20 protein-coding genes and 1 pseudogene are annotated in these 18,080 nt (G+C 47.9%); 4 read left to right on the forward strand and 17 right to left on the reverse strand.

Annotated features, from left to right (window positions below; translation table 11 throughout):
• The 15 genes from CRG49_RS13895 to CRG49_RS08845 form a co-directional block, all read right to left on the reverse strand.
• On the reverse strand, positions 1–171 hold a 171-nt coding region (locus tag CRG49_RS13895; RefSeq protein ID WP_157807888.1), incomplete at its 3' end, for a helix-turn-helix domain-containing protein.
• Positions 172–227: 56 nt separating this feature from the next.
• The gene (locus tag CRG49_RS08780) at positions 228–782 is read right to left on the reverse strand and encodes a TraU family protein (RefSeq protein ID WP_095502548.1); all 555 of its coding nucleotides are present in this window, start codon (positions 780–782) and stop codon (positions 228–230) included.
• Entirely contained in the window at positions 779–1,432 is a 654-nt protein-coding gene (locus CRG49_RS08785; protein ID WP_095502549.1) for a conjugal transfer protein TraW, read from the reverse strand. The genes CRG49_RS08780 and CRG49_RS08785 overlap by 4 nt, the downstream gene beginning before the upstream one ends.
• Before the next feature lie 9 nt (positions 1,433–1,441).
• On the reverse strand, positions 1,442–1,963 hold the full coding sequence (lepB, locus tag CRG49_RS08790; protein ID WP_095502550.1) for a signal peptidase I: 522 nt from the start codon (positions 1,961–1,963) through the stop codon (positions 1,442–1,444).
• Between the two features lie 17 nt (positions 1,964–1,980).
• On the reverse strand, positions 1,981–2,562 hold the full coding sequence (locus CRG49_RS08795; protein WP_095502551.1) for a hypothetical protein: 582 nt from the start codon (positions 2,560–2,562) through the stop codon (positions 1,981–1,983).
• A gap of 11 nt (positions 2,563–2,573) precedes the next feature.
• A complete protein-coding gene (gene traC / locus CRG49_RS08800) occupies positions 2,574–5,150 on the reverse strand; it encodes a type IV secretion system protein TraC (protein WP_095502552.1) in 2,577 nt (858 codons plus the stop codon).
• A gap of 12 nt (positions 5,151–5,162) precedes the next feature.
• Positions 5,163–5,741 carry a type IV conjugative transfer system lipoprotein TraV gene (gene traV, locus CRG49_RS08805; protein ID WP_154143370.1) on the reverse strand — a complete coding sequence of 193 codons (579 nt, stop codon included), beginning with the start codon at positions 5,739–5,741 and terminating at the stop codon, positions 5,163–5,165.
• Positions 5,742–5,743: 2 nt separating this feature from the next.
• Positions 5,744–6,454, reverse strand: coding sequence for a DsbC family protein (locus tag CRG49_RS08810; RefSeq protein ID WP_095502554.1), 711 nt, complete (start codon positions 6,452–6,454; stop codon positions 5,744–5,746).
• 9 nt (positions 6,455–6,463) lie between these two features.
• Positions 6,464–7,801 carry a TrbI/VirB10 family protein gene (locus CRG49_RS08815; protein WP_095502555.1) on the reverse strand — a complete coding sequence of 446 codons (1,338 nt, stop codon included), beginning with the start codon at positions 7,799–7,801 and terminating at the stop codon, positions 6,464–6,466.
• On the reverse strand, positions 7,801–8,526 hold the full coding sequence (locus tag CRG49_RS08820) for a type-F conjugative transfer system secretin TraK (protein ID WP_095502556.1): 726 nt from the start codon (positions 8,524–8,526) through the stop codon (positions 7,801–7,803). The genes CRG49_RS08815 and CRG49_RS08820 overlap by 1 nt, the downstream gene beginning before the upstream one ends.
• The gene (locus CRG49_RS08825) at positions 8,519–9,184 is read right to left on the reverse strand and encodes a TraE/TraK family type IV conjugative transfer system protein (protein ID WP_095502557.1); all 666 of its coding nucleotides are present in this window, start codon (positions 9,182–9,184) and stop codon (positions 8,519–8,521) included. Before CRG49_RS08825 ends, CRG49_RS08820 begins: the two co-directional genes overlap by 8 nt.
• Positions 9,181–9,462, reverse strand: a complete 282-nt coding sequence (gene traL, locus CRG49_RS08830) for a type IV conjugative transfer system protein TraL (protein WP_095502558.1) — start codon at positions 9,460–9,462, stop codon at positions 9,181–9,183. The genes CRG49_RS08825 and traL overlap by 4 nt, the downstream gene beginning before the upstream one ends.
• Before the next feature lie 34 nt (positions 9,463–9,496).
• Complete coding sequence (gene traA / locus CRG49_RS08835; protein ID WP_232727249.1) at positions 9,497–9,745, reverse strand: TraA family conjugative transfer protein; 249 nt, start codon at positions 9,743–9,745, stop codon at positions 9,497–9,499.
• Between the two features lie 122 nt (positions 9,746–9,867).
• Positions 9,868–10,404: an OmpA family protein gene (locus CRG49_RS08840; RefSeq protein ID WP_095502559.1), complete on the reverse strand. Its 537-nt coding sequence runs from the start codon at positions 10,402–10,404 to the stop codon at positions 9,868–9,870.
• Positions 10,374–10,835 carry a lytic transglycosylase domain-containing protein gene (locus CRG49_RS08845; protein ID WP_095502560.1) on the reverse strand — a complete coding sequence of 154 codons (462 nt, stop codon included), beginning with the start codon at positions 10,833–10,835 and terminating at the stop codon, positions 10,374–10,376. The genes CRG49_RS08840 and CRG49_RS08845 overlap by 31 nt, the downstream gene beginning before the upstream one ends.
• A gap of 509 nt (positions 10,836–11,344) precedes the next feature.
• Here CRG49_RS08845 and CRG49_RS08850 point away from each other — a divergent pair.
• Genes CRG49_RS08850 through CRG49_RS08865 form a run of 4 tightly spaced genes read left to right on the forward strand, consistent with a single transcriptional unit; the run spans position 11,345 to position 17,045 of the window.
• The gene (locus tag CRG49_RS08850; RefSeq protein WP_095502561.1) at positions 11,345–11,794 is read left to right on the forward strand and encodes a hypothetical protein; all 450 of its coding nucleotides are present in this window, start codon (positions 11,345–11,347) and stop codon (positions 11,792–11,794) included.
• Positions 11,784–14,237 carry a MobH family relaxase gene (gene mobH, locus CRG49_RS08855; RefSeq protein ID WP_095502562.1) on the forward strand — a complete coding sequence of 818 codons (2,454 nt, stop codon included), beginning with the start codon at positions 11,784–11,786 and terminating at the stop codon, positions 14,235–14,237. Before CRG49_RS08850 ends, mobH begins: the two co-directional genes overlap by 11 nt.
• A complete protein-coding gene (traD, locus tag CRG49_RS08860) occupies positions 14,234–16,285 on the forward strand; it encodes a type IV conjugative transfer system coupling protein TraD (protein ID WP_095502563.1) in 2,052 nt (683 codons plus the stop codon). The genes mobH and traD overlap by 4 nt, the downstream gene beginning before the upstream one ends.
• A complete protein-coding gene (locus CRG49_RS08865) occupies positions 16,275–17,045 on the forward strand; it encodes a DUF4400 domain-containing protein (RefSeq protein WP_095502564.1) in 771 nt (256 codons plus the stop codon). Before traD ends, CRG49_RS08865 begins: the two co-directional genes overlap by 11 nt.
• Here CRG49_RS08865 and xerC read toward each other — a convergent pair.
• Complete coding sequence (gene xerC, locus CRG49_RS08870) at positions 17,003–17,875, reverse strand: tyrosine recombinase XerC (RefSeq protein WP_095502565.1); 873 nt, start codon at positions 17,873–17,875, stop codon at positions 17,003–17,005. The two genes, CRG49_RS08865 and xerC, sit on opposite strands and share 43 nt — an antisense overlap.
• 127 nt (positions 17,876–18,002) lie before the next feature.
• Positions 18,003–18,080, reverse strand: a pseudogene (locus CRG49_RS08875) (IS1595 family transposase); the annotation flags it as partial.

An 18,080-nucleotide genomic window follows, 5' to 3' on the forward strand; every position in this document is an offset into this window, starting at 1 on the left:
CTGTTGTGCTTTTCGGTAACAGTAGGTTCCGTTGACGGAATGCCGTCTGATTTCCCGACTGACGGTGGCGGGATGACAACCGATGTTCTGTGCGATTTGGTTTAGGGGTAGGTTGCGGTAATGTCTGGAAATGTAGTATCTTTGGTGTGAGGTCAGTTGTGTGTAGGCCATATTGCAATCTTTCTTGTCAGGAAAGGCAGTATACTACCGCATACTGGCCTTTTCTGTTATTGGAAATTGCACTTGTTAGGCGAATGTAAGATCACCGGGTTGCGATACCAGTGCACCTGATAAAAGGCATTGTGGCTGGCATTGTTTTCCTGACGGCCGCGCTTGTGCGCGCCGCCAAACAGTTTTTGCAGCCAGTTGGCATCCTGTGCCTGACTGGTTGTTTGGCTTGCATCTGTGGTTTGCCCTTTAAGCGAAATACCGCCGAGGCTGACCATACAGAACGGAGTACGAACCACCTCAACCAAATGGGTGGGCTCCCAAAACGAAACCGTTACCCCTGCCCTACTCGGTTTGTCGCAGGCACAAAACCAGTCACCTGGGGTTGAGCTGTTGTCTTCCTGATTGTTGTTATTCAGCTTGATGTTTCCGCCAATCGTAATCGGGAACATACAGCTCCAGCAGATATCGGTTATCGGATTAAGGAATTTTCCCTGACAGACCAATTTATTGCCGGGATTACCGATGTCGGTACCGGCATCGGCCGCAGAAGCCGTTGCCAGTGAAACGATGGCGGCCAAGGCTGTCAGAGTGCGGATTATGTATCGAATCATGGTTTCATTGCCTCAATACGCAGGCGCTGGCCTTCTTGAGATACCAGACTGGGGACTTCACTCAACTGAAAACTGCGACTCATCTTGCCTTGCTGGTCGTAATAGACGGCCTGATTCATTCGGGCAGAGAGCTCATACCAGTCGCCTGCCGTCAGAATCGGCATAAAGGCCTCACCGTGTTCTTTGGCTAGCTTGGCTGCCAAATCGACTTGTGCCGGTTCGCGGCCGTCGAAAAAGAACATTTTGAACGGGATTGGTGCCACTTCCAACGGCTTGATTACCGTGCCGGCCGTGGCAATGATGCGGTTTTCGTGGTCGTAAATGTTTTCCGGCAGTGTGTAGGACGGTTCGAAATAACGCACAGATGATTTTTCAGCTGTTTCCAAGCCTTCTACGGGAGCCAGATTCAGCGCGGAGCGGTTGATACGTTCTTGAACTTCGCGCTGCATACGTTCCAATTCTCCGCTGTCCTGGCGCTCTTTCAGGCGGGTCTGAATCTCACGGATTGCGTGTTTCTCTGCAATCGGATAAGTCGGGCCGATTTTTTCGGAAAAATTGCTGTTGTTGTTGGCCGCAATTAAGGAACCGGCTCCCAGTGCGGATAGAACAAGTAAGCCAGCTGACACAATGAGTGCTTTTTTAAGTTTCATAGCGTATCCTTAAAAAATCGGGATGGCTTTGCCGATAATCTGTCCTGCATGAATCAGTCCGGCCATTTCGTAACGGCTGTCCAAGCTGTCTTGATGGTCGGCCGCAACCCACATAAAGCGTTTGGGGATGCGGCCCTCAAAGGAAGAGGCCTCCAGGGGTGCACCTTTCAAAGAGAATTCTTTGGCGCGCCCGACTGCGGTGCCATTGACGAAAAACTCACGCCCGGAGCGGCTAACCGTATCGCCGGGCAACCCGGCCACCCGCTTCACCATTTGCGTACCGACAGGGTAGAACTCACCTTGCCAAGCGTAGGCTACATAATCGCCCTGCTTCAGATCGGCCAGATGGTTGCGGCTTTTCTGAATCAGATAGAGTGTATGCGGCAAAGAATGCGAAGCATTGACAGCAAAACCGAAGTATTTGCTCCATGCGAGGAAAATTACTACCAGTAGTAGAAAAATCGACGCATAACGCAAGGAAAATACAATATATAGATTTTTGAGGTACTCTTTAGTGTCGACTTTCTTCATTTGCCATCCTATCCGTTTTACTGTGGATTGACCGCAGTACCCTTCCCTTCATCCGGCAGCGTTTGAGGCGGTGTAACCGTTGGAATTGAGCCTGTCTGGGGTTGGTTGGGAGAGGTCACAACAGCAGAGGCCGGGATACGCTTGTCCAATTCGGCCATCACGTCACCGGTCAGGTCGATTACATTTTCATAACGGCCGACCAAGGCAGATTTGACAAAAATATTGCAACCGCACTCACGGACTTTTTCTTCGATGACCTGTTGCAGCGTGTTCATTTTGGCTTGGTAGTTGGCCAGAATCGCACTGCGCTGCTGCTCGGTAATACCGTCCTGCAGCCCTTGGTTGCGTGCCTGCTGTTGGTAATTCATTGAGATACCGGCCAGATCGATGATATGGATACTTTTTTCAGACGGCTTGAAAGTATTCCAAAGACTCAACCCGAATGCTGTAGCAGCCATCAGCCCGATCAAGATTTGCACCAGGGAAATGCTCTCGGTTTCCTCTGCGCCGGCTCCGGAGTTCATTGGAACATGCTGTTGCTGTTTTTCTGCTACTGAGGCAGTTTCAGACGGCCTGTTCTGCTTATCTTGCTGTGTCATGATTTTTTCCTTCAGTGGTATTTGCTGCGGTCGGCCAACACGCTTTCAATTGCCTGTGCCATATTCAAGCCTTCGCGACGGTAAAGGTCCACCGCTTCTACGTCATCCGCTTTGGAACTGGAAGCCAGTGCGTTAAACGGGTCCGAGTACAGACGGCCGACACCGTAACCTATCGGCGTGGAAATGAAAATTTCGCTGTAATAGTCGGTTTTGGACAGACTGCGTAAAATTTTCATCACCCCGCTGTTCACTTCGAACGGCTCTTTTTCTTCTATCGTCTTCAAGGATTTAGCACCGGTACGCATGTGGAAGACAAAGTCTGCATTCTCCAAAGCTGCTTCGGCTGCTTTGGTCTTGTAATAGTCATTGGCACCTTGGGTCAGCGTCCCACAGGCTCCCTTGTATTTACGGACACGGCGGTAACCTTCCTCGATGAAACGGGCGGCTGAGCCGGTGTCGCCAAGTAATGCCCATGCCTCGTCAATCATCATGATTTTGTACTGGCTGCGGGACAGGTACATGGCCTGCATAATGCGGTACATAATCATCTGCATGATGATTTGCTGCAGATCCGGTTTGGTTTTCAGCTCCTCCAACTCGAGCACCACCAAGTCATTGGTGAATTCAACATTCAATGTGCCGTTGAAGTATTGGCCGTAGATGCCTTGGCTGGAGTAGGCATAAAGTTGGTCGGCCACTGCAACCATGGCCAAATCGCGCTCTCCAGGGACCCCGTTTTCATCGGTACCTGTAATCAAACAGTTGAGGCAACGTTCCATCACATGATCCACAGTGCCTTCCTGACGGTGCTCGTACCATACCTCTTCGATAATCCGCTGCAACTTGGCTTCCTGCTGCTCCGTCAATGAATCAGAGGGAGAAGCCATCAGACAGAAAATCAGCTTCAGCAACTCGATGTCTTCGTGAATCTCTGTAACCATTTGGAACGGCGGAAAACAAAGTTTGGCTTCGTAGGTGAACTCAATGTATTGCCCGCCAATCATCTGACAGAACTTTTCGTAAGAGCGGCCAACATCGATAATCCAAATTTGCGTGCCCAACCCCATATAGTTGCGGACAATTTCGTTGGCGAAGAACGATTTGCCCGACCCGGAAGCGCCGATGATGGCAAAGTTATAGTTGCCGGCCGGATTGGCGAACAGGTCGATGCCCATTGCCTGGCCGCGTCGGCCGAACAGTCCGATAACCGGCTCGCCCAAGCCGTGCCATTCACCGATAATCGGGGACATACAGATGGCATTGGTCATGGTTTTGGTATGCCAGCGTTTTTTGCTGTTCAGGTACTTCACCACTTCTTTGTCAGTGGCCATGGGCAGCGCGGTCAGGTAGGATCCCAGTTGCAGATATTGGTCGCGATACAGGCCGAAGCCTTCTGATTTCCAGATACTTTCCGCCTGGCTTTCGGCCAGATTGATGTTTTGCGGACGCTCCCACAGCACGACTTGGTGCATCAGCTTGACGGTGCCGCCGCCCCCTTTGCCGAAGGCACTCAGGCAGACATCGTAGTCCCGCTTTTGCTTGATGGCCTGCGGCATCACGGCTGCCATTTTGGACTCGGCCGTCTGAGTGGCACGCGCGGCTTTCAACGTGATGGTATTCTGAGCCACATCGTATTCTTCTTTGAACATGGTCATCGAAATCAAAAACGGCGAGGTGTAACTCATATTGCTGTCCACTGCATCGCCGATCAGTGCGCCCATTCCTGCCAAATGGAATTCTTCAGGGTAGAGGTTGACGGAATAACAGCGGGCAATGACACAGTCTTCATTGTCTCTGTGTCCGAAGCGCAAACCGGAGCCATTGTCCATAACCTTGAGGGAAGTTCGTGTTTCGACCATCTGCTCGTTCAGAAAACGGGTTTCATCCCAAACCGGATCAAGCTCCTTGGTCAGGTCGATAAACATCCGGTTCGGATTGAGCATCAGGCTGCACCATTCCTTTAAATCAACCGGTGTCCAAGTGCGATCGTAAATTTGCAGCGAACGCAGCGAATCGCGCATACGGCCCAGCAATGAGACAGCACGTGAAACCTCAGCTGGATTGTCAGGAGAGATATCCAAATTGACGCTCAAAATACAGCGTAAGGTGCGCAGCCGGACGGTAGAATTTTTAACCAGCAACTCCTGAGTGCCTTTGCGCCAATATTCGGTGCGTTTCTGAGCCAAAGTCTGGAAAACAGGCTGCATCGGATCGTCTTCTGCCCGGCTGCTCTGTATGGTTTCATAGGCTTTCAAAAAGTCGCGCAAATCCGGGGATCCGAAAATCTGTACCTGTATCGGTGTTTTTTCGGGCAGCAAGGCATAAAGATTGCCCAGCTTACCGACCAGGTCGTCGTCTGCGCCCAGAAACGGATTCAGCTCAATGGTAAATCCCATACCCAAAGGCTTGTTATCCGAACCTGTTTTAAGCAGGAACAACTCGGTTGTCGGGTCGTAAGCACCGTAGTTCAGATAATCGCTCAAGTGCTCGAAAGCCGGGTCGGCCGGGTTGTTGTGCATAGCCTCCATCAGGGCATCGACATCATCCGAGCCGGCCAGCCAGTGTTTGAACTTGCCAAACATCCCCATTTTGTAACCTTTCTACTGATTGGCTGCGGGTGTCGCTCCGCCTAAGTCTTTCAGATTCAGGCTGACACCGACATCCGGCACCCTGTCGTTTCCTGTTGTACCGCTGCCGGCAGTATTGCCGGTATTTTTCTGAGCTTCGGGACGGCCGCCCAGCAACCGAACCGGACGGTATTCGTCCATAATGTTTTGCTGGTTGTGTTCAATCAGCCATTTACCCTGATTGAGTACCACATAAGTGAAGTTTTGATCGACCAAGTCGCCGTCTGAATCCAAATATGGGGCAATCCAAATCCGGGCAATCTCGTTTTGAGAACGAACCGGCGTGCCTGAAGCGTATCCGGGCGTGTTCATCAGGGTTCGTACACCCTGTTCGCTGTAGGGTTGCCCTGCTCGTTTAGCCATATCGGTATTGTTAAGCAGGCCGGCTATTGAGGCATCGTAGTTTTCCGAAATGGAGTTACAGTACGGTTCGCCGCCTTGCCCGAAATCGTTACCACAGCGGAATTGTTCCGTTCCACCGTACCCGGACATGGAGAGGGTTGAACAGCCGCCCAAGGCCAATAACAGGCCGGCCAATACGATGTGCTTCATGTTCAACCTCCGTTCAACCATTTTTCAAATTGGGCACGCGGCATAGCCCCCGATGTGCGGCGGCCGTCCTTGTGAATCATGGTCGGGGTACCGCGTATCTTCAGACGGTCAGCCAACGCAATATTGTCTGCAACCGGGTTTTTACAGGTTTTCACTGCAGGTTCCTGATTCATCAGAACATAATCGTGCCAAGCTTTTTTCTTGTCCTTCGCACACCAAATATGCTCTGCTTTGGCAACCGCTTCAGGATGCAAGGACTTAATCGGAAACAGGAAAACGTAGACCGTGTAATCAGTCATGCCTGCCAGGGTCTCTTCGAGGCGGCGGCAGAACGGGCAATCCGGATCGGAAAAAATAACAAACTCGCGCTTCCCTTTACCGCCGTTGCCCTTAGTAATCTTGATAGCGTTTTTAAACGGCAGATCGGCATAAGCCTGCTGCGTTACCACTGCACGCGAAAGCTCGGTCAAATCTTTCTGAGCCTGCATGTCGTACAGTGCGCCAAAAATAAAATAGCGGCCGTTTTCCTGAACATAGGCAATGTTGTCGCCCATCGTTACTTCGTAAATGGAGGCCATCGGTGTCGGTTTGACCGATCTAAATGCTGTTTTAGGATATAAGCTACGTAATTTCTTCTCCACGGTACCGACATCGGCAAATGTGGCTTGCGATAAACAGATGGCGGCAGCTGCAGCCATGATTTTTTTCAACATATCTGTACCTTACTTAGTTTCACTCGTATCGATTTCGATGCCTTGGGTCAAAACGACATCCACTTCACGTCCTGCATTGACCTCCACTACAGGGAATACTTTATCTGCCAGTTTGATGTAGTATTGGGCCAGACGGTCGGCTGCACTGCCCAAGCCGCTGGCTACCCCTGCTTTGTATTGGTCGCTGCCGCGTACTGAAGTCGTTGAGCCAAAGGCCGTATCGCTGGTGACCTTGAAGGCATCGGAAACCCCCTGTCCTAAGCCGCTGAGTACACCTGCAAACAGTGCATTGGCCAGCACTTGTCCTTGTTTGGTTACCAAGTTGCCTCGAACGCCTGTTTTGCCGTCTTCACCCGCTACATAACCTTTCACCGGCATATCGATTGCGCGGCCATCTGTGCCGACGCAGCTCAATTTATCCAGGCGGATATAGGCACGTTCAGCCGAAATATCGCCGTAAGCTTGCCCGGTAATAAAGCATTCCCGGAAGTTGTATTTGAAGCGGTTCGGTAATTGCGCGAAATCGGTCACGCGCATTAAAACGGGGTGGGGGCTGGCATTTTGTGCTTCACCCCCGGTGGGCGCATCCACTCCGCCCAACAGCACAGATCGGAAAAAGGTACCGCTGGGTATATAGGAGTCTCGCGCCCGAAACTTGCCTCGACTGACGGTGTTGTTGCCGCCGTCCTCTACTGTTTCGATGTTCTTGCGGGGTGTCTTGAACTGCACCCACTCTGCTTCACGCATGTTTTCAGATACGCGGTTGCCTGAAGAGTTGGCCTGTCCGGCAACAACCGCCGTGCCAGTTGAACCTGCAGCATCCGGCTCTGGGTCATTCATATTGCCGGAAACGATTTTCCGTTCGGTAGGTGTATTGCCCGGGATTCCTGCTGTTTGCGTGCCCGATGGCAGTGTTCCGGCTGGCGGGGGCGGCGGTAACTGGCCGTTATTGCCCAAGCCGCTGATGCTACCAGGCTTGCCCAAGCCGTCGGGCCCGTTGGCTGCACCACCGGCATTGCTTTGTTGGTTCTGTTTTGCCTCTTCTTGACGGGCCAGTTTTAATTCCAGCTCGCTGATTTTGCGTTCCATATCGGTAACTTTGGCTCCCTCTTCCGCCATCCAGAGCGAGTTTTCGCCGATGCCGGTTTGAGGACTGGCAAATCCTGTAGCCGTGATTTGCTGCTTGGTCTGCTGTTGCAACCTGGCTTGGTTTGTGGCTTTGCCGGATTGAATTACGTAAACGGCACTGCCGACGATGCCCGCCAGAACGGATGCTGACAGTCCGGCAATGGCCAACTGTCGTTTTCTGGCCTGGGTTAATTTGGGTTTTTTAATATTGACGCGCATCAATCCCCTCCCAGTTTCACGATGACGTAAACCTCAGTCATCTCACCCGGCTGTAAAACATGCTTTTTGGCCGCAACTGCATAAACACCGGGGCGGTAAAATTCCTGTTCTTTAATTTCCATCGCGGATGCGCTGGTATTGGTCAAGGTATAACTGAAGGCCTGCATATCTGCAGCCGTATATTGACCGGTTTGCACGAATACCGTGTTTTTCCATAACGGAATGGTGCGGTAGGTCTGACTACGGCGCATCCCCATATCTGCACCACTACCATTCATGATGGAGGTCATTAACTGCTTGATGGCACGTACATATTCGCTGGAATTGGTGGTGACCGGCATAGGACCGCTTTGAGAAGCGAGCAAGACAGCCTCACTGCGTTTTGAATTTGCTTCATCAATGATGATGCTGTCCCCGTGTTTGGCAGACGGTTTCAAAACCAACAGATAGGTTTTGCCCTCTTCGCTGATGATATAAAGATTGGTCGGTCGGCCGATCAGACTGCGGACAAACAGTTGGCCGGTACGCTTGTCTTTTTGGATGTCCAGATCACCATCCATGAATTTCCACGAGGCAATCCGGCCGCCTTCGATTGCAATGCGGCTTAAATCACGCTTGGATACCGCTACGACATGCGGAATCTGCTCGGTTGCCGGGATACGCTGCTCTGCTAGTGCAAAAGATGGGATCGCCAAGGCTGTTAAAATCAGGGTGAATTTATTCATTACTGCCACCTTTAAAATCAGAAACCGTATTGGTAATGGTGACGGTTTCTTCAATCAGTTCTTTGGTTTCAGGCGCATTGAGCGGATTTTCTTTTTGCTTTTGGCTGAAAATCTCATCAATGCCGATTAACACGATGGTGCCGTTGTTGTTTTTGAATTTAATGAGAAATTCCCGGTCACGCGTCTCGACAATACGGTTGCTTTTCTTAACTTCAAACTTTCCTTTTAAATTCACAGTATTGTCATTGGTGTCCGCTGCTGCGGAAACCGGAGTGAAGTGGGTGCTGGCATTATGGCGCTTAAGCCAGATAGCATTGACTTTCAGTTCCTTTTCCAGCGCGTCTTTATATTGATAGTCGGTATAGAACAAGAGCTTGCTGTTTTGATAGTCAACGGTTTGAGGCGTACTGTTTAAGAGCAGATAAGCCATGTAGGGAGCCATCTCCTCCAAATATTCCTTAGAAAAAGCAACATTGGAGACAGACATAGTCTTCCGGATCTCCGGAGGTGTTAAGGTGTTTTGTACGATGGTGCCTTTCGTCGCGAGAACGAAAGCAAGTAGACAATTGGTCAGTACTGACAAGGCAAGGAACATCCAGATGATGTTTTTAATGCCTGTACGTGCACTTAATTCATTGAGCAGATTTTCTGATTTCATTTTAAAAACTCACGCTGGTGGGTGTCAGGGATACGTTTGTTTTTCTCCTGTATCGGTAAATACCAATACAAAATATGGAGGAAATACCACTGATGTTTGCCTGATTTCAGCTTACCCCAACGCCAGGCTAAAAAAGAAAACAGGGCAATAGAAAGGATGAAATGTCGGGAAATGATGCCGATACCGATACCGGACATGAAAATCAGAAAAACATCCAAATCCCAAATCAGTGCCTTTTTAGGGTCATCAATGGAAACCGGTACCCGACAATCCAACATATCTTTTCTTTCTATTGCCCTGAAATGATTCAGATTAGATTACTGCAGTGAACATGGCTTGGATAATGCCCGGGCCGAGCGTTGCTGCCAAAGCCACGCCGATGCCGACAACTGCCGGCATAATGGTTTGTTTCATCATGCCGACTGCTAGGCCGATGATGAATGCAGCCAACGCCAAGGTCAGACCGAGGCCGCCGGTTGACCAGCCGGACAACATGGTAGAAATACCGTTGAACTCTTGGCCGGTTTGTGCAGCCATGGCATTGGCAGCCAGGGTGCTCATAGCGGCAAGAGCCATGGTTTTAACAGCGTTTTGTTTTTGCTTCCATACAGAGAATTTTGCTTTCATGTTATATGCTCACAAAATCAGTCGATAACGCCCGACTATTGCGTCCGATCATTCTTTTACCAGGTAATGACTACCGTACGGGTGTCATCCCGGTTGCAGCAGGCAGGATTCGATGCCGTGCTGATATGTACTGTGACACCGTTTTGACGAAGCCATGTCCGGATGGCCTCCGCACGTTGTTTGGCCAGACGGCGGTTGATTTTGGTATTTTTACCGCCAATACTGTCCGCCCAGCCGCGCAAGTAAATAACGTTGGTGTTTTGCAATTTAGGCAGGACGTTTTGCAACGTTCCCCGCGCTTCTGCACCGAGCTTGGCACTGCCTAAATTGAAAAACACCCTCACCGACTGCTCGTCACGTAATTCGGACAGGCCGTCTGAAAACGGGGTTTCAGCCAACTCTTTGCGCTCCCAAACGGGACAGTCATTATTTTTACAAAATACATACTCGCCGATATCGTTCTGCTTTACCGTATACTCCGTCAGTTGATGGCCTTCGGCAGACATGCTCTCCTCTACCTGAGAAAAAACCGCACAGGCAGAGAGACCAAACAGAGAGACTGCTAAAACGGCTGATTTTTTAATCGTTCCCAATTTCGATATACCTTATTGCTATAGGCAGTACGGGCTTTTTGGCATTCATAACCTTTCAGTTTTTTGCATGCCGCGTTATAGGCACCGACCGCATTCCAGTTTTTACCGAACTGCCGGTAGTTATTGGCCAATATCCATGCCCCGATGTGGATGTTGGTACACGGATTCCATACATCTGCTTCGTTTAAGCCGAATTTTGTTTTGAGTATCGGCAACCATGAGCGATTGATACCCATCAAGCCGATATCCGATGTATGGCTTTCAACATCCGGATTCAGCGAGCTTTCCGTATAAGCAATGGCTCTCAGGAGTGTCGGGTCTATCCGGTAACGCTGCCCGGCTTCCCGATAGCAATGGGCATGAACTTGTCCTGAAATCAACAAAACTGTTACTGGCAAAACGATTCGTAAAAATAAGATCCTTAATCTCATGTCTTTGCTGCCTCGTTTGCGAGCGTTAATTTTCGTACACAAAAAAATAAATTTGTTAAATCTAAATAAAAAAGTTGAATTTATTTAGATTTAACAAATTATAAAAATAGATGGTATAATGAAAGATTTACCCAGTGAAATTAAGAATATCCCATACGCAAGCCCATGAAATAAATAAGACTCGTAAGGGTAAAGGCTCTTACCCAAAAGCCAAAAAGACTGTGTGCTTAAAAAACGCACACAGTCTTTTTTTATAAAAGCCTTAAGGGTAATTGAAAGCTTTAATGGGTAATTTTAAAGACACAAAGGCAATGGAAAATCTTAAAGGTAAAACAGGTGCTTACAGATAATCTGTAAGCACCTGTTTTTCAAAAGGGCTTGGATTATATCTTATTTCAGAATTATTGTGACAAATCTAAATAAAAAATCCGAATTTAATTAGATTTTTGACAAGAATTTTATTTTTGGATATATGAATAAATTCTCTTAATGCAACTACTCACAATGATATGAATGAGACTGATTTCCGAGTTTTATTAGCTACGCTCTCAAAATTCGAAAATATCCATGCAGGCTGGAATGGTTTGTTAGTCTATTGGATAAGCCGAGCTGATGGCTTTTTAGAACTGATGACATTTGAAGACGAGGAAAGTAATACCGCCTCTTTCTTGGTTGAAAAACTGGTACAACTTCTGTCCGATGTCCATCCATCTGCAACCGATCAAGATTTATTGAATATTCTGGCTCAGGATTTTGAACTGCTGTTCTTTCGAGCCCAATATGGTTCCGATATGTGGGATTCCACTCAGGAAACCCTGACTCAATTTATTCTCCGGCACAATATGAAATCCCCGAACCAGCTGATTGTGGATGAACCACATACTGATGCTGCTTCAGTTAAAGCTTGGCTGGAAACCTTACTAAACTTTCAACCTGCTCCAAATAACGATGCTGCTTGAGACGTTACTTATTTGCTCCCTTTCCGCAGGAGCATTATCTGTTGCCTATTTACTGAGAAATCAATCCAATAGCCAGGATGAAGCTTCAGCACCAGAAACCGATTGGCCCCAAATCAGCGGCGATCGGTTTCTGGTGCTGAATGCAGAGCAATTGATTAACACGCTCGACCTATCTCCGTTAATTGCCAACATTAAAAATAATCTGGGTCTATCTAACGAAAACTGGCATAAAGATGCCCTACCATTTCTCCATCGCTATATTGAATTTGTACAGCGTCTCCCTGCATCTGAATCACATCACCATGCTGGTGATGGCGGCTTGGCCAAACACACCCTTGACGTTGCCTGCTTGGCACTCATTGCGTCGACATCACAATCTTGGCCACCCAATGCAAAAACCGAAGATATCGCCAGAAAAACCGCAGTATGGCGTTACGGCATCATGTGCGCCGCCATACTGCATGATGTAGGTAAAACGATGACCGGTTTTGAAATCGAACTGTATGCAGATGCAGCCGACCAGAATAAAACCGTATGGCTGCCTGATACAGGATCGATGGCCGACAGTGGTCGGAAATACTATCGTGTCAATTTTCCTGAAACTAAATCCAATTACAGTACACACGCTGAAATTGCGTGGGCATTTTTTCAAAGCCTGGTTCCCGCACACGTCCGCAGATGGATTGCAGAAACTGACCCTAATTTGATGATTGAACTGCGTAATTACTTAAGTGGACAAAAAAACGGAAGCCCTTTACAGGAAATCATTACCCGTTCTGACATGACTTCCGTTTCTCGTGATCTCAAATCAGGCAGCCGGCAACGTTTTGCATCTGCAAAACGTACTCCATTGATTGAAACCCTTATGGAAACACTCCGGGAAATGTTGGCCGATCGTGGTGCCTATTTCAGCGTGGCCATCGCCGCCGGCGGCGATTTGTTCCGCAAAGACGACTTGATTTACATCATGGCCAAAAATGTCCCCGATTATGTCCGCCAATATCTGAGAGCGAACCAGCATCGGGCCGCACCATCATTTCCTTCAGATAACCAGCGCATTTTCGATACCCTATATGAATATGGCGCAATCATCCCAGCTTCAGACCCATATAAAGCCGTATCCAATATCGAAGTGTGTTTTACCCGTGGTGATGGCCAACAAATTTCGACCAACTTTAGTGTTCTATGCTTCAAAGCAGCCATTCTTTATCCAGATGGGAAATTCCCTGAAGAATTTAAAGGCCGTCTGAAGGTGCTGGCAGGCAAACCTGTCCAAGCAGATGCCCCCAATGAGACAGAAAAACCGTCAGCTCGGGAAGAGTCAGAAAAAAATGCTCAACGGACACACCCTCCTTTCAACTTCCTCAGTGAGAAAGAAGTACCCATTGCAGAGGAGGAAGCTAAAGTGGACGTTGAAACGTTGCCTGCCAATCTATCTGAGCCGGCCATCCAAAATCATACCGGTCGCCAGGAAGCTGCTTCAGGTATAGACGGCTTACTGTCTAAATTTGACTTAATCCCAGAACAAAAAACTGAGAGTCTAGATAGTGAACAAGCGGAATCTGCCCCAGTTAATCCCCCAACACTATCGGACAAGAGTGAGGTTTCCATCGTAGAAGATACCCCTGCCCCCAATACTATTCAGATAGCCAAGGCAGTACCTTCAACTTCTCCGAGTAAGGAGAAAAACGAGCCGAAGGCCAAAAAGCAATCCAGCAGAGCCTTACTGAATCAGTTGTTTACTACTGAACAGCCTGACGCAGTCTCCGTGCCGAAAAATGCAGATTCATCTCACCTGCCCCAAGAAGACACAGCACAAGCAGGGATTCGGGAAATCATCCATGACCGGCAATCCGTACCTAACAGCACGCCAAGACCTGTAAAGATTGCCAAAACGCCTACCTTGGAAACCATTCCTGCAACCAAGGACATAATCGAACTCGAGGGCAGTATGGCAGAGCATGAACTTCGTTCAAAATCGGAGAAAACCGAAACCGCCATTCCTGCGATAGAGGAAAAGAAACTGGAAGCACGGCAAAGGGGCATCCAGTTTATCCATTGGCTCGGTAACGGGTTAGCCGACGGAACAATCTCTACCAATCAACCTGGATCTCCTGTCCATTTTATCGACCGAGGGATGCTATTGGTTTCTCCTGTGATTTTTAGAGACTACGCCGGCGGGGTATTCAACAAGGCCGACACCGAGAGCTTCGGTCCTCTTGCTCAAAAAGGATTTGAAGCACTACGTTTGCATGAGCGTACCAAGCGAAGCGCCTTATTCCGCACAATGACGACCAATGGCAGCAATAAACGTCTGTTTTATTGTTACCTGATTCCTGAACACAATATCAAACATATTATCCAGCCTAGCTCCAGGCCAGCCAACAATACCGAAATCGCATTAGAAAATGATGCAAACCTGTTGAATTTGGAGAAAGAATGAGTACTGCGCAATATCCTGAAAACATTTATCGCGCCCCATACGAATGGGTCAGCGTAGCCGCATATACCTCAGCAACAGCCGTTTTGGCAGCCTTACCTATGCCGCACCCAGTTACTTATGGGGGGATGCTGTTTTGTGGCGGTTTAGCATGCAAACGGGCTTTTGCGGCAAAGCGGATTATGAAATACCGCAAAAACATCAGAAATCTGCCTTACTATGCACTTACTGCAGATGAAATCCCAGTATCAGACAAGGCTCTGTACCTCGGTAAGGGATTCCGATGGACGCAAACCCATACACAACGTCTTTTTATGGTACGTCAGCCGGAAAATCAGCATTTACTCAAGCCATCTGCGCTATATCGCATGGCCAGAAAATATGAAATTGAAACACCTGGGACAAATTGGCTGACACGATTCACCCGCCAAAATGCTTGGTGGAATCCTGTTGCGCCATTGCCGCCTGTCGGTGGATCGCCAGAACTACACGGTATCGAAATCGATGAGCACGATATTTGGGAAGACTTAGGTGAGCGTGTCGGCCACAAAGTCGTCTTGGGTACGACACGAGTCGGTAAAACCCGACTTTGCGAGACCATGCTGGTTCAAGACATTGCCCGGGGCGATGTCACCATCGCATTTGACCCCAAGGGTGATGCGGATTTAATGATTCGCATGTATGTGGAAGCCCAAAAAGCAGGCCGGCCTTTCTATATGTTTCATCTCGGATTCCCTGAACACAGTTGCCGCTACAACCCCATCAGCGACTATGGCCGTATCACCGAGGTAGCCACCCGTATTGCCAACCAACTGCCCAGCGAAGGCCAATCCGCCGCCTTTAGAGACTTTGTATGGCGTTTCGTAAACGTTTTAACCAAAACGATGGAAGGACTCTCCATCAAACCGAATTACGAAAACATCTATAAAGCTGCCGCCAACGTCGATCAGCTGGCCGGGGATTATTTCCGCTTGATTTTAGATAAAAATTATCCCGGATGGCTGAATGAATTTAATGATTTCTCATTGCCGGAATCGGAAGCGAAAACGGCCGTTAAAACCGGTCGTAATCTGGACACCATCAAACTGGGTTCGTTCCTGAAAGCAAAACAGCACAATGAACCTTTGATTGATGCCTTAGGCGGCATTTTATCCAATGACCGCTCCTACTTTGAAAAACTTGTCAGCTCGCTCTACCCGCTCCTGGAAAAACTGACAACCGGCGATGTCGCCAAACTGATTAGCCCGGATACCACCGACTTGCTGGATCCCCGCCCGATTATGGACTGGCGCAAAGTAATTGAAAGCAACGCTGTGGTTTATATCGGCTTAGATTCACTCTCTGATGCAGAGGTAGCCGGTGCAGTTGGCAATGCCATGTTTGCAGACCTTACATCACTGGCTGGGCAAATCTACAAACATGGCCATGGCTTTGGCCAAAGCGGCACTACAGGCAAACGCAAGATTGCTATCCATGCAGATGAATTTAACGAACTGATTGGTGATGAATTTATCCCGTTGCTGAACAAAGCAGGCGGCGCAGGTTATCAGGTCACCGTTTATACCCAAACATGGAAAGACGTGGAGGCAAAAATAGGTTCTCCTGCCAAAGCGAGCCAAATTGGCGGTAACCTTAATACCATGATTATGTTGCGCGTCAAGACGGCCGAAACAGCCGAAATGCTGACCAATCAGCTGCCTGAAGTCAAAGTCATGACCAGCACGTTGGTCTCCAGAGCAAATGATGTGGCTTTCCCCGATAGCCATGAGGATTTCGGTAGTGGAAATGAAGATCGGATTGGCTCTGAAACCGTACCGATGCTCACGGTTGCAGATTTAACGCAATTGCCCAAAGGGCAGGCATTTGCATTGATTGAGGGCGGGCAACTTTATAAACTCCGGCTCCCACTACCCAAAACAGACCCTGATGAGGCCAAACTTATTCCAAGTCATATCACTGATATCGCTGTCGCGATGCGTGCATCCTACCGTTTAAGCTCACCATCCACTGATGAGGAGGCATTTGTAGAGGGGGTATCCTATGTCGGCTAAATCTAGCGGCTGGTACATGAACTCGCTGCCTTTGAAATTTCTGCTTTCACCATTTAAAGCAATTTACACGGTATTTCTGATTGTATTGATTATTTTTGGGCTTTCTCTTGTAACACAAAACTATCTGCAAACTCCCGATTTATTAGAGCAAGAATTAGCGCGTTTGGAGCACATCAATCATAATCAGCCAATACTGTGGCAGGATAGGCCGTCTGAAAAACTGAACATCACTGTTTCCAGAACATCCTATCGTACCTTAAGCACAGTCTTCTTCGAGTGGACCCAAGTAAACAAAGCCTTGGCTGCGCAATCTGAATCAGATTTCGGCTATCGGTTCAAAAATTACCTGATTCCTCGACTGGACTTGCTCAAACATTTTGATAAGACCCTACAGGTTATTTCGATACGCATCGGGAATATTTGCCTATTTATCGGCTTGGCTGCTCTTCTCTATATTTTGGCTCTGATAGACGGCCTCGTCATGCGACGGATTCGGCAAGAGAATGCTTCGCGCGAAAGCGCCGGCATTTACCATCGAGCAAAATATTGGCGCAGCGGCATCATCTGGCTCAGTATCTTATTTTATTTGTGTAGCCCGATTGTACTGTCTCCTTATTGGCTTTTAGTCCCTATATCAAGCAGCGCCTATATGGTATTCCTTCAAGCGAAATATCTGAAAAATACCTTTAACAATAAAATGGAAAGGTCACCTGAATACTATTCAGACGGCCTCTTTCCTATTTTTGGTTTGACTGAATAACGTGGATGAAGCCGGAGTGATTCGATAAGTCTCTCCAAATCAACCGCATAATACTTTTGGATGGTTTCAACCGATTTATACCCCATGAATTCTTGAGTGAGACGGGCATCACGACATTTGAAAAACAACCTCCTCCCACAAGCAGACCTCAGCATATGAGGTTTGATATGAAATCCAAAAACTTGAGAGGTAAGTGAATAAGTAATTCTGTATAACTCATTCGCAGATAACATATGCCCTCTTTTACCTGCAAATAGGTATGTCTCATCGGAGAAAAGTGAAGGCCCTATTCTTTGGCTCAATAAACGTATATAGATTCCCAAATACTCAATGGATTTTTTATCTAAATAGATCCGTCGTGGGTTTAGAAACCGCTCATCCAATACAATAGATTGGCCAACAAAATCAACATGACGAACCCGTATTCCAACCAGTTCGTTCACTCGCAATGCTGCTGTGCAGAATAAATCGATTATGCACCACTGCCTCATTGCCTGATAACACTCCAAATCCTCAGGCTCAAGCCATATCAACTTATCAAGCTGTATCATACACGGAAGCTTAGGATGCACTTTAAAGGTTCTGCATGCTGAGAAGCAGTAACTGTGCTGAGAATGTGAAGTAGCATACCATCTTCCAAACATATTCCAAGCCGAAACATATAAATTTAGGCTCGGATTGATAACACCGTTTCTACCTGTCGTTTTTAACAATAGCTTGTGATACTCAACAAGTGTCTTTTTAAAAACTTGCAGACTTACCAATGTCTCATCTTGGTGTTTATAGCCTAAATCCACCAAAATCAGTCCAAATTGGTTCAGCTTCGACAAATACGCCGACTTCGTCGATTTCGAATACTTTTGCTCCGCAATGAACTCTTGGAATATGTAATATGGCCAATATGCAGAGTTTGACTTTACCTTCCGTAATTCCCTAGGGGCTTAGGAAGCAAAAATATTAAATTGGGTTATTTCGAAGCATCTTCATTAATATTTTACCTAAATCTTCATGCCGGTGGTTAAACCTAAACTCCGT

This window comes from Neisseria sp. N95_16 (assembly GCF_002551535.2).
Classification (GTDB): Bacteria; Pseudomonadota; Gammaproteobacteria; order Burkholderiales; family Neisseriaceae; genus Neisseria; species Neisseria brasiliensis.